Source organism: Embleya sp. NPDC055664 (assembly GCF_053618075.1).
The window spans coordinates 686,031-699,171 of the sequence record NZ_JBSHGZ010000001.1; the positions used below are offsets into that span (position 1 = coordinate 686,031).

The following is a 13,141-nucleotide window of genomic DNA, read 5'->3' on the forward strand; positions in this document are numbered from 1 at the left end:
CGGTCCGGAACGCGCGGGTCGGCGGGTGACCGGCCGGATGTATCGGCCATTCGGGTGTATTGGGGCGCGGCGGCTCGGCCGGCGGCGGTGTCGGGGCCCGTCGATGATCGAGGCATGGCCGGTCACGATCATGTTCATGCCGTGTTGCCCGAGATTCCGCCGATGCTGGCCACCGCGGCGCCGCTGCCCGGGGAGGAGTACCAGTTCGACTGGGGCTTCGAGGTCAAGTGGGACGGGGCCCGTACGGTGGCGTACTGCGCGGGGGACGGGGGGCTGCGCCTGCTGGCGCGCGACGGGGCGGACGTGACCCGGGTGTACCCGGAACTGGCCGGCCTGGGCGAGCAGCACGGACAGCGCCAGGCCGTTTTGGACGGCGAGATCGTGGTCCTGGACGACCGGGGGCGCCCCGACCACGCGCAGCTGCGCCGGCGCATGGGTGTGGTCAACCCGCGCAAGGTGGCCCGGCTGACCATCGACGCGCCGGTGCACCTGATGTTGTTCGACCTGATGTATCTGGACGGCCGGCCGTTGCTGCACACGCCGTACCGCGAACGGCGGATGTTGCTGGCCGGCCTCGACCTGGCGGGCCCGCGCTGGTCCACTCCGGAATGGATCGAGGGTGACGCGCGGCGCGCCTGGGCGACCAGCCTGCACCAGGGCCACGAGGGCGTCGTCGCCAAGCGGCTGGCCTCCGAATACCAACCCGGACAACGCTCCCCGGACTGGATCAAGGCCAAGCACGTGGAGACCCACGACGTGGTCATCGGCGGCTGGATCGAGGGCCGGGGCGAGCTGCGGGGCCTGCCGGGGGCGTTGCTGGTCGGCGTCGCCGCACCCGACGGCCTGCGCTACGTCGGCACGGTCGAGGACGGCCCGACCCTGGCCGAGCGCGGCGAACTGGGCGAATACCTGGGCGCGCTGGCGCGCGCGGACTCGCCGTTCGCGGGGATGGTGGACGTGCCCGGCGCCCAGTGGGTCGACCCCCGCTTGGTTGCCGAGGTCACCGCCTGGGGCTGGACACCGGAGGGCCGCCTGCGCCACCCCACGTGGCAACGCCTGCGCCCGGACCTGCCGGGCGGGTAGGTCCGGGCGGCCGGTCGCTCTCGCGGGCGCACCACCGATCGGCCCGCGCCCGGCGTACGGATCGCGACGAGTCCTTCGCCCGCACGCGCCGGGTACCGCGCGCGACCGATCCACTGTCACTCTGGGAGCCTCACACCGAGGAGGCGTGTATGCCCAGAACGACCGTGGTCCGCGGCGAGCGCATCGAGCTGCCGAACACCCTTGCCGAGATCCGGGCGGCGCTGCCCGAGGACCGCCGGGACGAGTTCGACAAGGTCATGTACGAGACCCCGCTGGATCGACTCGAACGCGACGCGATCCTGCACTGGGCACTTCCGCCGGAGGCCCAGGAGGACGACGAGGCCGTACACGCCCGCCTCAAGGCCGGGGACTTCTCCGACTGCGTCGATCGGGACGGGAACGCGATCCCGTGAGCCATCGCGTGCAGTACACGAACGAGGCCGAAGACGGCCTGAAGCCGTTGTCGTCCGGGCGGATCAGGGCCTTCAAGGACGCGGTCGACGCCACGATCGGCCGGACCCCGTACGGATCGGGCTCCACACAGGCCGGCGGCTTCCGGACCGGGCCGCCGGGTGGCCCGCCGGCTACTTCTCCGGGTGGGTGAAGCCGCGGGCGATGACCATGCGTTGGATCTGGTTGGTGCCCTCGAAGATCTGCATGATCTTCGCTTCGCGCATGTAGCGCTCGACCGGGAACTCCCGTGTGTAGCCCGCGCCGCCGAAGACCTGGACCGCGTCCGTGGTGACCTTCATCGCCGCGTCGGTGGCGATCAGCTTGGCCACGCTGGCCTGGCGGCTGTACGGGCGACCCAGATCGCGGCGGCGGGCCGCGTCGAGGTAGGTCGCGCGGGCGGAGTCGACGGCGGCGGCCATGTCGGCCAGGAGGAAGCCCAGGCCCTGGTGGTCGACGATGCGGCGGCCGAACGTGGTGCGCTCGTTGGCGTATTCGACCGCGGCGTCCAGGGCGGCCTGAGCCAGACCCGTCGCGCAGGCCGCGATGCCCAGCCGGCCCGAGTCCAGGGCGCTGAGCGCGATCGCCAGCCCCTGACCCTCCGCGCCGATCAGCCGATCCCGGTCCAGGACCGCGCCGTCCCAGAACGCGCTGGTCGTCGGGACCGCGTTCAGGCCCATCTTCGCCTCGGGCCGACCGAAGGCCAGCCCCTCCGCCTCGCCCGGCGCCAGGAAGCACGAGATGCCCCGGCCGCCCTCGCCGGTACGCGCGAACAGGGCGTAGAAGTCGGCCTTTCCGCCGTGCGTGATCCACGCCTTGGTGCCGGTGATCCGGTATCCGTCGGCGATCGGCCGCGCCTTGCACACGATCGCGGCCGCGTCGGAGCCCGCGTGCGGCTCGGACAGGCTGTAGCCGCCGACCAGGCGGCCCTCCAGCATGTCGGGCAACCAGCGCTCCCGCTGCGCGGTCGAGCCGTAGGTGGCCACCGGGAAGCAGGCCAGCGTATGCACGCTCGTGGCCACCGCGACCGCCGCCCAGCGCGCGGCCAACTCCTCCAGCACCTGGAGGTAGACCTCGTACGGCTGACCGCCGCCGCCCTCCTCCTCCGGGTAGGGCAGCCCGAGCAGGCCGACCTCGCCCAGGACGGCGAACAACCCTTCCGGGTACGACTCCTCGCGCTCGTGCCGGGCGGCCACGGGCGCCAGTTCGCGGTCGGCGACGGTACGGGTGAGGTCGAGCAGATCCTCGGCGTCCCGGGTGGGCAGGAGGCGGTCGACGGTCACGGCTGCTCCGGAGGTCGGGGAGGTCGGGGGTGGGGGATGGAGCGGGGGCGGGCCGCGGTCAGTTCGCCGGGACCAGCGGCGGGCCGGCCGGGGCGGCGACCGCGGCGGGCGCGGTGAGTTCGGCCAGGGCGGCGCGCGCGGCGGCGCGATACTCGGCGACTCGGGCGAGCTTGATGTCCTCGTAGCCCCGGATCGTCTCGGGCAGCGCCACCAGGGCGATCACCGCGTCGACGTTGTCGGCGGTCAGCTCGCGCAGCGCCGTCCGGACCAACGTACGGTATTCGGCGACCAGTTCGCGCTCGACCCGACGCACCTCGGCGTAGCCGAACACATCCCAGCGGGTGCCGCGCAGGCCGCGCGCCGCGCGCAGTGCCTTGAAGGCCGGCACCGCCGTGCGCTGCAGCCGGATCTTGCGCTTCATCCCGAGGTAGCGCAGCACCGGCGGGTGCAGCAGCACCGAGACCGCCGCGTCTGGGCCGAACTCGGCGTCGCGCCGGGCCTGTTCGACCGGGTCGAGGTGGAGGCGGGCCACCTCGTACTCGTCCTTGTAGGCCATCAGGTGGTGCAGCGCCCTCGCATAGGCCACCGCGACCCGCTCGCCGCCCTCGGCCCCCGCGCGTTCGACGGCCAGGGTCCGAATCGTGCGCACGTCGTCGGCGTAGCGGTGGGCGTAGGACGCGTCCTGGTACCCCGTCAGATCGGCGATCCGGGTGCCGAGCACCTCGCGCAGCGCCGCTTCGCCGCCGGAGCGGTCGGCCAGGGCCACCGAGGCCGCGTCCACCGGGACCACCGCGAGCGGCGGCGCGGCGACCGCGGCGGCCAGTACCGCGGCCGGGTCCACGGCCAGCGCCCGACCCCACCGGAACGCCGCCAGGTTCTTGTCCACCGCCGCGCCGTTGAGCGTGATCGCCTGCTCGATCGCCGCCGCGCTCAGCGGCAGGCAACCGTGCTGGAACGCGGCGCCGACCAGGATCATGTTGGCCGGCATGTGGTCGGCGAACAGCGCCTCGGACAACCCGAGCGCGTCCACGTACAGGTTGTCGGCCCGCCGGGTCGCGGTGTCGATCCGCTCCAGCGTCTCGGTCGGCGAACCGGGCAGCGCGATCTGGTTGGTGACCATCGCGGCGGTGGGCACGATCGCGGTGTTGACCACGGCGACGGTGCGCTCCGGGTCGGCGGTGGCCAGGTTGCTCTCCGCCGCCGCGCCGAGCAGGTCGAAGCCGATCAGCACGTCGGCGCCGGAGCGCGAGGCGCGCAGCGCGCCGTTGATCGGCCGGGTGGAAAGGCGCAGGTCGGACACCACCGGTCCGCCCTTCTGGGCCAGGCCGGTCTGCTCCAGGCCGGCCGCGTAGAGCCCGTCCATGTGCGCGGCCATCTGCAGGATCGAGGAGACGGTGACCACGCCGGTGCCGCCGATGCCGGGCATCCGCACCAGCAGGTCGTCCGCGCCGAACCGGCGCTCGGGCAGGGCGGGTTCGAGCGGCAGGTCGGGTATGGCCCGGGCCTTGCGGGTGCCCGGCTCGACCAGCAGGAAGGACGGGCAGTCGCCGTTCAGGCAGCTGAAGTCGGAGTTGCACGAACCCTGGTGGATGTGCGTCTTGCGGCCGAACTCGGTGTCCACGGGCTGCACCGACAGGCACGACGACTTGTCGCCGCAGTCGCCGCAACCCTCACACACGCGCTCGTTGATCACGACCTTCTCGGCCGGGGTCGGCAGCTGCCCACGCTTGCGCAGTCGACGCTCCTCGGCCGCGCACCGATCGTCGTGGATCAGCACGGTGACCCCGTCGAGCGCGGACAACTCGCGCTCCACGTCCTGGAGTTCGTCGCGGTGCCTAACGCTCGCGATCGGGTCGAGCCGAACTCCCCGGTAGCCGCGCGGGTCGTCGGTGGTGACCACCACGCGGCGCACCCCCTCGACCGCGAGCAGTCGGGTCAACGCCGGTACGTCCAACCGGCCCTCGGCCTTTTGGCCACCCGTCATCGCGACCGCGTCGTTGTACAGCAGCTTGTAGGTCATCTTGGTGCCGGCGGCGACGGTGGCGCGGATGGCCAGCGAGCCCGAGTGGTGGAAGGTGCCGTCGCCGAGGTTCTGCACGAAGTGCTTGTCGTCGGTGAACGGCGCCAGGCCGATCCACTGCGCGCCCTCGCCGCCCATCTGGGTCAGCCCGAGCTGGTGCCCGCGGCCCTTGCCGTCGAGCGCGATCATCACGTGGCAGCCGATGCCGACGCCGACCAGGGTGTCGTCGGCGGTGCGGGTGGAGGCGTTGTGCGGACAGCCGGAACAGAAGTACGGGGTGCGCGAGGCCAGCATCGGCAGCGCGATCCGGGCGCGGCGCTTGGGGGCGAGCGTGGCGAGGTAGGCGCCGGCGGACTCGGGCAGCCGGTCCGCGCCGAGCCGGGCGGCGATCGCGCGGGCCACGTCGTCGGCGCCGAGCGTGCCGCGCGCGGTGAGCAGCGGGCGGCCGGTGTCGTCGCGCCGACCGACGATGCGGGGCGCGTTCGGGCGACGGTACAGCGCCTCCTTGAGCCGGGCCTCCAGGAACGGCACCTTGTCCTCGACCACCAGGACCTCGTCCAGGCCGTCGGTCAGCTCGGCGAGTTCCGCGTCGTCCAGCGGGAACGGCATGCCGATGCGGATCAGCCGGATGTCCGGGGCCGCGTCGTCGGTCAGACCGAGGTCGGTCAGCGCGCGGCGGACCACCGAGAACGACACGCCGGCGGCGAGGATGCCCAGCCGGGCGTCGGAGGTGTCGTGCACGACCTTGTTCAGGCCGTGCTCGCGGGCGTACGCGCGGGCCAGGTCGAGCCGGCGGGTGATCAGGTCGTGCTCGGCGTCGAGCGCGGCCGGACCGACCAGGGTCGGCAGCGTGCCGCGCTTGGTCGCGGCCGGGACCGGGATGTCCTTGCCCCACCCGGACACGTCCACCGTGGTCGACGCGTCGGCGATGTCGGCGACGATCTTCAGGCCGGTCCACAGGCCGCAGGCGCGCGACATGGCCACCGCGTGCAGCCCGAACTCGACGATCTCGCCGACCGTGCCGGGGGCGAGCAGCGGCATCGACAGGCTTTCCATCATCGGCTCGCACGAGCTGGGCACCGTCGACGACTTGCTGCCCGGGTCGTCGCCGATCCACGCGACGGCACCGCCGAGGGGTGCGGTGCCGGCCATCGTGGCGTGCCGAATAGCGTCGGCGGCGCGGTCCAGGCCCGGGTTCTTGCCGTACCAGAAGCCGGTCACCCCGGCGTACCGGGCGCCCGGCGTCTGGTCCACCAGCTGGGTCCCGGCCACGGCGGTCGCGGCCAGCTCCTCGTTGAGTCCGGCCTGGAACACCACCCCGGCCGGGTCCAGGAACCGCTTGGCGCGCCCCATCTCCAGGTCGACACCGCCCAGCGGCGAGCCCTGGTAGCCGCTGACGAAGACCCGGGTGTCCAGTCCGCGCTCGGTGTCGAGGCGACGCTGTTCCAGGGTCAGGCGGATGAGCGCCTGTACGCCCGAGATCAGCACGCGGCCCTGGCCGGCGGCGTACTTGTCGTCCAACGAAACCGACGGAGAAGCCTGATCTGCGCGCACGGGAGCCTCCGTCGAAACCGGATGGTGGGGTGGGGTGCGGTAAGCACACCAACGGCTCGCCCTCGACGCAAGTACCTTGCGGGATTTCCCTCGAAAGACGCAAAGATATTGCTGTCGAGGTGTTCTGGGGCGCAGTGCTTTGCGTGTGAAGCACGTCACCGGAGGGGTGGTCCGGGCCGGGCGTCCGACGGCCGATGGGGTGACGGGCTCCGTTCGGCGGACGCGGGGTCGGGGTAGCCCATGACCGCGACGCCGATGGTCGGCGGGCGAAGGGCGGCGGCGGGATGGGCGATCCGGTGGTGCGCGAGCTGCACGAACTCGACGAGTTCCGGGAGGTCGAGCGGCTGTACGACGACATCTGGCCGCACGTCGCGGGGCAGGGCCGGGTGCTGACCGTCGAGCTGATGCGGGCGCTGGACCATGCCGGCAACTACGTGGCCGGGGCGTATCGGGGCGGCCGGCTCGTCGGCGCGTCCGTGGCCTTCTTCGGCGCGCCGATCGGCGAGACGCTGCACTCGCACGCGACCGGGGCCGTGGCCGGGAGCGGGGTGGGCTTCGCGCTCAAGCGGCACCAGCGGGAATGGGCGCTCGCGCGCGGGCTGAGCCGGATCACCTGGACGTTCGACCCGCTGGTTCGCCGGAACGCCTACTTCAACCTGGTCAAACTGGGTGCGCGGCCGGAGGAGTACCTGCCGAACTTCTACGGCGACGACATGGTCGACACGGTCAACAGCGGGGATCGCAGCGACCGGGTGCTGGCCGTGTGGCGGTTGCACGACGCTCGCGTGCGGGCGGCCGTGGGGGACGCGGCGGTGTCGGATGCGGTGGTGCGGGCCGAGCCGGCCCTGGTGGAGCGCGACGGCCGGCCGGTGTTGCTGCGGACCGACGCCGAGGTGGTACGGGTCGCGGTGCCCGCCGACATCGAGGCGATGCGCCGGACCGACCCCGAGGCGGCCGGGGCCTGGCGGTCGGCGCTGCGCGAGGTACTGGGCGGGCTGCTCGACGCCGGGGCGCGGGTGGTCGACTTCGACCGGGAGGCCGGCTACCTGGTGGCGCGCCGGGGGTGACGACGCGCGTCCGGGACGACCTGGGGCCGCCCCGGACGGTGTCGCGTACCGGTTCTCGTGCCGGCTCTCGTGCCGGTTCTAGTGCGCGCGCACGCCCACCACGGCCTGGAGCGCGGGCAGGTAGCCCTGGCTCTGGCCGGAAGTGGTGGGGTGGTACGACTCGTCGATCGGCAGGGTGACGCCGTTGACCCAGGCGTTGGACGCACAGACCCCGTGTCCGGCGAACCGCGAGCGTACGTCGGCGAAATCGGCGTTCGCGGCGCTCGCGCGCTGGTGGGTGACCTCGTCCAGGGTGTCGGCGGCCTGGTTGATCACGGTGCGTTTGGCCTGGCTCAAGCCCAGGAAGCACGAACCGAGTTCGAACAGGCGCGGGTAACCGAGCACGACGAGGCGGGCGTTGGGGGCCTTGGCCCGGATCTGGGCGTAGGTGGCGTCGAGATCGCCGGGCAGGGTGGTGGTCGCGTACGTCTTGGCCTTGTTCACGGCCGCGGCGCACTCGCTGTCCGAACTGAGCACGCAGGTGGTGATGGTGCTGACGAATCCGGCGTCGTTGCCGCCGACGCTGATGGTCACCAACTGCGTGGCGCTGTTCAGGACGGACAGTTGACCGGAGCGTACGTCGGCGGTCTTGGCACCGGAACAGGCGGCGAACGCGAAGGTGCCGCCCGGGTGGGCCTGATTCCACAGGGCGGGGTAGGACTTGGCGCTGCGCTTGCACGAGCCGCTGTCGGGAAGGTAGGAGCCGGTACCGACTCCGGAACTGTACGAGTCGCCCAGAGCGGCGTAGTTCGTGGCGTAGCTCGCCGCGGGCGCGGCCTGGGCGCTCGGTGCGACGACGCCGATGGCGGCCGCGGCCACGGCGGCGGCCACCGCGGCGATGGTGCGAGGCATGGGAAGCACGGGCGGGTCTCCTCGGAAGACGTGGGGACGCCGCGTCCCACGTTGGGATGCCCGAGCCGGAACGGCCTTGCCTCGTCCGCCTCTACCGCAGTCGTCACCCTTGACACTCGGCTTTGCGCACACATAGTCCCGCCCCGATCTCCCCCGTGCCTAGGCGGATTTCGGCCGGTTGACACGTGTAGAACAGGCCCCGGAAAACCGATGCCACGGGCAGTGGGCCGCCGCGGGTGTTCCGGTGTCAGCTCGGGGTGAACGGGGTGGCGGCGGCGATGTGGGTGAGCTTGGCGGGGTTGCGGACGAAGTAGATGCCGGTGACGAGCCCCTTCTCGACCCGGATCGTCATCACGCTGTCGATCTCGCCGTCGACGCGCAGGAGCAGCGCCGGATCGCCGTTGACGGTGGTGGGCTCGCCGGTGAGCGCGCCCTCCTTGTCGCCGAGGCCGACGAGGAGGAGGCGGACCACCTTCTCGACGCTGTACGGCGGACTGGCAGCCCATCCGGTAGGCGAGGCCCGAGGGCGAGGCCGCGTCGCCGGCCGCGACGATGCGGTCGTCGTCGATGCTGGTCAGGGTCTCGTCGGTGCGGAGGCGACCCGTTTCGTCGGTGCTCAGGCCGCTGCGGGCGGCCAGGTCGGGGACGCCGAAGCCGGCGGCCCAGGTGGTCACGTGGCCGCGCACCTCGCGGCCGTCGGCGAGGTGTACGGCGTCGGCCGTCACGGACGCAGCCTTGGTGTCGGGGCCTTCGAGGACGGTCACGCCGAGGGCCGCCAGTCGCTTGGCGACGAAGCGGCGGCCGTTCGGGTGGAGGTAGGGGCCGAGTCGCCCACCGCAGACGAGGGTGACGGCACGGCCCGTCTCGGCGAGTTCGGCCGCGGTCTCGATGCCGGTGGCGCCGCCGCCGACGACCGTCAACGCCGTGTCGGCGGGTGCCGCGGCCACCGCCTCGCGCAGCCGCTCGGCCTCCTCCAGCGTGGCGATCGGGTAGGCGTACCGGTCCGCGCCGGGCACCTTCGGCACGCCGCTCCGGCTGCCCACGGCGTAGATCAGGTGGTCGTACGCGACCGTGCCGCCGCCGGCCGGCGCCACGGTGCGCGCCTCCCGGTCGATCGCGGTCGCGGAATCGACCACGAGTTCGACGCGCGCGCTCAGCACGTCCCGGTAGTCGACGACCGCGTCGTCCGACCCCGCCACCAACTGGTGCAGCCGCAGTCGCTCGACGAAGGTCGCGCGAGGGTTGATCAGGGTCACGGCCACGTCCTCGCGGCGGGTCAGCCGGTTGGCCGCGAGAACTCCGGCGTATCCGCCGCCGATCACGATGACTGCCGTGCGCCCACCGGTGTGCTGTGTCATGGTCCCTGGTCCGTTCGCTCGGGTTACGCACACAAGGCGTCGCCCGAACCGAACTTGTGACACGGTGTGGCCCGGATCACATCGACCAGGCCCGTGTCAGTCGTCGGCCGCTCGTGCGCGGTGGCGGGCGAGTTCGGCCTGCCACGTCGCGAGGGTGTCGGCCAACGGTTGCAGGGTGCCGTTGGCGTTGGCCTCGGCCAGGGCGTCCTGATAGGCCTCCTCGAAGTCCATGCGCAGGTCGTCGGGGAGTTCGGCGCGGAGTTCGGCGGGAGTCGGGTGGGTCGGGCCGCCGATGTGGATGGTGCGGTGGGGTGTCCGGTCGTTCATGGGGACAGGGTGGCGCATGGCGGGGGCGTCGGCGATTCAGTCGGCGTCCGCGGCGTCCGCGCCGTTCGGGGCCTCCGGGGCACCCAGGGCTTCCGCAGCTTCCGGGGCGTCCGGGTCGAGGGCGGCGAGGCGGCGGGCTCGGGCGGTCAGGGCCTCGTAGCCGGCGCGGTCCTTGCAGGTGACGGCCATGCGTTGGATCTCGGTGAGGGTGTCGGCGGCCGCGGCGAGATGGACGGCGAAGTCGTCGTAGCGGTGGGCGTCCCAGGCCGCGGCGGCGGCCTTCAGGCCCTGGCTGACCGCGCGTTCGTAGTCGGCGCGGAGATCGTCGTCGACGACGGCGAGGGCCTGATCGGTGATCCGCGCGTTCAGGCCGGTACCGGTCACGACGAGGTGGATGTCGGGTGCACGATCCATCCCCCCAGCGTGGCACCGCGACACCCCACCCCGACACCCGGCGCGCGGAGCAGGACACACCCCACTTCCGCGCGCTCCCACGACCGGAGTGCGCTACGCGGACGGCCGGACAGGTGCGCGAGGGGAACATCGGCACGGGCCGTGGACCCGTCCACGGCCCACACCGCGACCGCCGACCCGGCCGCGTGGCCTCGGATCTGCCCGAATTCGGGCAGATTCTTGCCGTAGGGGCGGCATGGGGCCAGGATCGGGGGGTGGCTGACGGCGAATTGGTGGAGCGCATCGTGGCGACGACCGGCCTCGCACCCGGCGAGGTGGCGCGGATCGTCGACGACGTGCTGGCCTGGTATCGCGAACCGGTCGAGGACTATGTGCGGCGCCGGCACCGCCATCACAAGGTCTACGGTCGGCGTAACGCGCAGATCTATCGCCTGATCGCCGACGAACTGGGCGAACGCCTCGTCGCGCCACCGGAGTTGACCGAACGTCAACTGCGCCGCGTGATCTACGGCTGAACCGACCGGGCGCGACGGTCGCGACCGCGACCGCCGTCGCGTCGCCCGCAGGCCCCGTGCACACCATCCACCCCCGACCGCCCCGCCGGTCGGTCCGTCGACCTGCCGAGGAGCGCAGCAGTATGTGTGGAATTGTCGGATACATCGGCGCCCAGCAGGCCGCCCCCATCCTGCTCGAAGGCCTGGGACGACTGGAGTACCGCGGCTACGACTCGGCCGGCATCGCCGTGCTCGGCGCGCGTGGCACGGTCAAGGTGGTCCGCCGGGTGGGCCGCGTACACGCGCTCGCCGCCGCCGTGCCGGCCAAAACCGCCGGGCGGGTCGGCATCGGGCACACCCGCTGGGCCACCCACGGTGCGCCCTCGGAGGCGAACGCCCACCCGCAGCCCTCCGCCGACGGCCGGATCCAGGTCGTCCACAACGGCATCATCGACAACGCGGCCGAACTGCGCGCCCGCCTCGCGGCCGAGGGCGTCGACCTCGCCTCGGACACCGACACCGAGGTCCTGGCCCACCTGATCGCCGGCGCGACGCGGACGCAGGACACCCTGGAAACCGCCGTCCTGGCCGCGCTCGCGCAGGTGACCGGGACGTACGCGATCGCCGTCGTGGACACCGCGACGCCGGACCGGATCGTGGTGGCCCGCAACGGCTCGCCGCTCGTGATCGGGGTCGGCGAGCGCGAGATGTTCGTGGCCAGCGACGTGTCCGCCCTGGTCCGGCACACCAGTTCGGTCGTACACCTGGAAGACGGCGAACTGGCCAGTGTGACCGCCACCGGCTTCCGGACCTTCACCCGCGAGCGGGACGACGTCGCCAAGACGCCCACCACGGTCGAACTCACCGTCGAGGAACTCGAACTCGCGGGCCACGACCACTTCATGCACAAAGAGATTCACGAACAGCCCTCCTCCGTCGAGCGCATGCTCGGCGGCCGGCTCGACGACCGGTTCGGCTCGGCCCGCCTCGACGGCCTGCGGATGGAGCTGCGCGAGTTGCGCGGCTTCCGCCGGGTCAAGGTGCTCGGCTGCGGATCGGCGTACTACGTGGGCCAGTTGGGCGCGACGCTGATCGAGGACCTGGCCCGGGTGCCCGCCGACGCCGAGCCCGCCTCGGAGTTCCGCTACCGCAATCCGGTGATCGAGCCGGACACGCTGTACGTCGCGGTCAGCCAGTCCGGCGAGACCGCCGACACGCTCTTCGCGGTCCGCGAGATCCAGCGCAAGGGCGGCCGAGTGGTCGGGTTGGTCAACGTGGTCGGCTCGTCGATCGCGCGCCAGTGCGACGGGGGGATCTATCTGCATGCCGGGCCCGAGGTCTCGGTCGCCTCGACCAAGGCACTGACCCACATGGCGGTCGGCTTCGCGCTGCTCGCGCTCGCCCTCGGTCGAGTACACGACCTCTCGCACGCGGACGGCGCGCGGATCCTGGCCGGCCTCCAGGCACTGCCCGGCCAGATCGCCGAGATCCTGGCGGACGAGGAGACCATCGCCCAGGCGGGCCGACGGCTCGCGGACGCGCGCAGCCTGTTCTTCATCGGCCGGGTCCGGGGGTATCCGGTGGCGCGCGAGGCGGCGCAGAAGTTCAAGGAGATCACCTACCGGCACGCCGAGGCGTACCCCAGCAGCGAACTCAAGCACGGGCCGCTCGCGCTGATCGACGCCGACCTGCCGACCGTGGCCGTCATCCCGGACGACGACCTGGTCGAACGCAACCTCGCCGCAGCGCACGAGATCCGCGCGCGCGGCGGTCGGCTGACCGTGATCACCCACCCGGGGGTGGACCTCGGCGACCTGGAGGCCGACCGGATCACCGTGCCGCGCAACGAGCGCGAACTCGACCCGATCCTGCTCACCATCCCCACCCAGCTGCTCGCGTACCACGCGGCGCGAGCCCTCGGCGAGGACATCGACCGCCCCCGCAACCTGGCCAAGTCGGTCACGGTCGAATAGCTCGGCGTCGGCGCCGCTCGGCTCACCCGAAAGGTCCAAGCGCGGTGGTACGAGCCCCCGAGTGGGGGACTCTCGCGACCATGCCCCGCCAATCCCGCCGCTCCCGCCAACCCCGCCCACCTCGGCACCCCGGTGTCCCGGCCTCGGCCCGGACGCCGCCCGCCGGGGTGGGCGTTTGTGTGCCCGGTACCCGTCGACACCCGTTTCCCGCAGCGGTGTCGCCGAAG

The 13,141-nt window shown here is 72.6% G+C and carries 12 protein-coding genes and 1 pseudogene; 6 read left to right on the forward strand and 7 right to left on the reverse strand.

Annotation, left to right across the window (positions count from 1 at the left end):
- The first annotated feature begins 114 nt into the window (after positions 1 to 114).
- The 3 genes from ligD to ACWGR4_RS02810 all read left to right on the forward strand — a co-directional run bounded on the left by ligD (position 115) and on the right by ACWGR4_RS02810 (position 1,687).
- Positions 115 to 1,083, forward strand: a complete 969-nt coding sequence (gene ligD / locus ACWGR4_RS02800; protein ID WP_452130257.1) for a non-homologous end-joining DNA ligase — start codon at positions 115 to 117, stop codon at positions 1,081 to 1,083.
- Between the two features lie 149 nt (positions 1,084 to 1,232).
- Positions 1,233 to 1,496, forward strand: a complete 264-nt coding sequence (locus tag ACWGR4_RS02805; RefSeq protein ID WP_380038673.1) for a hypothetical protein — start codon at positions 1,233 to 1,235, stop codon at positions 1,494 to 1,496.
- Positions 1,493 to 1,687: a hypothetical protein gene (locus tag ACWGR4_RS02810; RefSeq protein ID WP_452130256.1), complete on the forward strand. Its 195-nt coding sequence runs from the start codon at positions 1,493 to 1,495 to the stop codon at positions 1,685 to 1,687. The genes ACWGR4_RS02805 and ACWGR4_RS02810 overlap by 4 nt, the downstream gene beginning before the upstream one ends.
- Here the strand turns inward: ACWGR4_RS02810 and ACWGR4_RS02815 are convergent.
- Both ACWGR4_RS02815 and ACWGR4_RS02820 read right to left on the reverse strand, forming a co-directional pair.
- Positions 1,668 to 2,816 carry an acyl-CoA dehydrogenase family protein gene (locus tag ACWGR4_RS02815; RefSeq protein ID WP_452130255.1) on the reverse strand — a complete coding sequence of 383 codons (1,149 nt, stop codon included), beginning with the start codon at positions 2,814 to 2,816 and terminating at the stop codon, positions 1,668 to 1,670. The two genes, ACWGR4_RS02810 and ACWGR4_RS02815, sit on opposite strands and share 20 nt — an antisense overlap.
- A gap of 58 nt (positions 2,817 to 2,874) precedes the next feature.
- Positions 2,875 to 6,390: an indolepyruvate ferredoxin oxidoreductase family protein gene (locus tag ACWGR4_RS02820; protein ID WP_452130254.1), complete on the reverse strand. Its 3,516-nt coding sequence runs from the start codon at positions 6,388 to 6,390 to the stop codon at positions 2,875 to 2,877.
- Between the two features lie 284 nt (positions 6,391 to 6,674).
- On the opposite strand from ACWGR4_RS02820, the gene ACWGR4_RS02825 reads away from it, so the two are divergent.
- On the forward strand, positions 6,675 to 7,457 hold the full coding sequence (locus ACWGR4_RS02825; RefSeq protein ID WP_452130253.1) for a GNAT family N-acetyltransferase: 783 nt from the start codon (positions 6,675 to 6,677) through the stop codon (positions 7,455 to 7,457).
- A 78-nt stretch (positions 7,458 to 7,535) separates the two neighbouring features.
- Here ACWGR4_RS02825 and ACWGR4_RS02830 read toward each other — a convergent pair whose 3' ends face one another.
- The 5 genes and pseudogenes from ACWGR4_RS02830 to ACWGR4_RS02850 form a co-directional block, all read right to left on the reverse strand.
- A complete protein-coding gene (locus ACWGR4_RS02830; RefSeq protein WP_379997332.1) occupies positions 7,536 to 8,348 on the reverse strand; it encodes an SGNH/GDSL hydrolase family protein in 813 nt (270 codons plus the stop codon).
- A gap of 247 nt (positions 8,349 to 8,595) precedes the next feature.
- A complete protein-coding gene (locus ACWGR4_RS02835; RefSeq protein ID WP_452130252.1) occupies positions 8,596 to 8,820 on the reverse strand; it encodes a hypothetical protein in 225 nt (74 codons plus the stop codon).
- Positions 8,821 to 8,833: 13 nt separating this feature from the next.
- A pseudogene (locus tag ACWGR4_RS02840) lies at positions 8,834 to 9,706 on the reverse strand (NAD(P)/FAD-dependent oxidoreductase); the annotation flags it as partial.
- 96 nt (positions 9,707 to 9,802) lie between these two features.
- Positions 9,803 to 10,033, reverse strand: coding sequence for a DUF6247 family protein (locus ACWGR4_RS02845; protein WP_379997099.1), 231 nt, complete (start codon positions 10,031 to 10,033; stop codon positions 9,803 to 9,805).
- Positions 10,034 to 10,069: 36 nt separating this feature from the next.
- A complete protein-coding gene (locus tag ACWGR4_RS02850) occupies positions 10,070 to 10,447 on the reverse strand; it encodes a hypothetical protein (RefSeq protein WP_452130251.1) in 378 nt (125 codons plus the stop codon).
- 254 nt (positions 10,448 to 10,701) lie between these two features.
- On the opposite strand from ACWGR4_RS02850, the gene ACWGR4_RS02855 reads away from it, so the two are divergent.
- Both ACWGR4_RS02855 and glmS read left to right on the forward strand, forming a co-directional pair.
- On the forward strand, positions 10,702 to 10,962 hold the full coding sequence (locus tag ACWGR4_RS02855) for a hypothetical protein (RefSeq protein ID WP_379997103.1): 261 nt from the start codon (positions 10,702 to 10,704) through the stop codon (positions 10,960 to 10,962).
- Positions 10,963 to 11,084: 122 nt separating this feature from the next.
- Positions 11,085 to 12,914, forward strand: coding sequence for a glutamine--fructose-6-phosphate transaminase (isomerizing) (gene glmS / locus ACWGR4_RS02860; RefSeq protein WP_452130250.1), 1,830 nt, complete (start codon positions 11,085 to 11,087; stop codon positions 12,912 to 12,914).
- Positions 12,915 to 13,141: the final 227 nt, after the last annotated feature.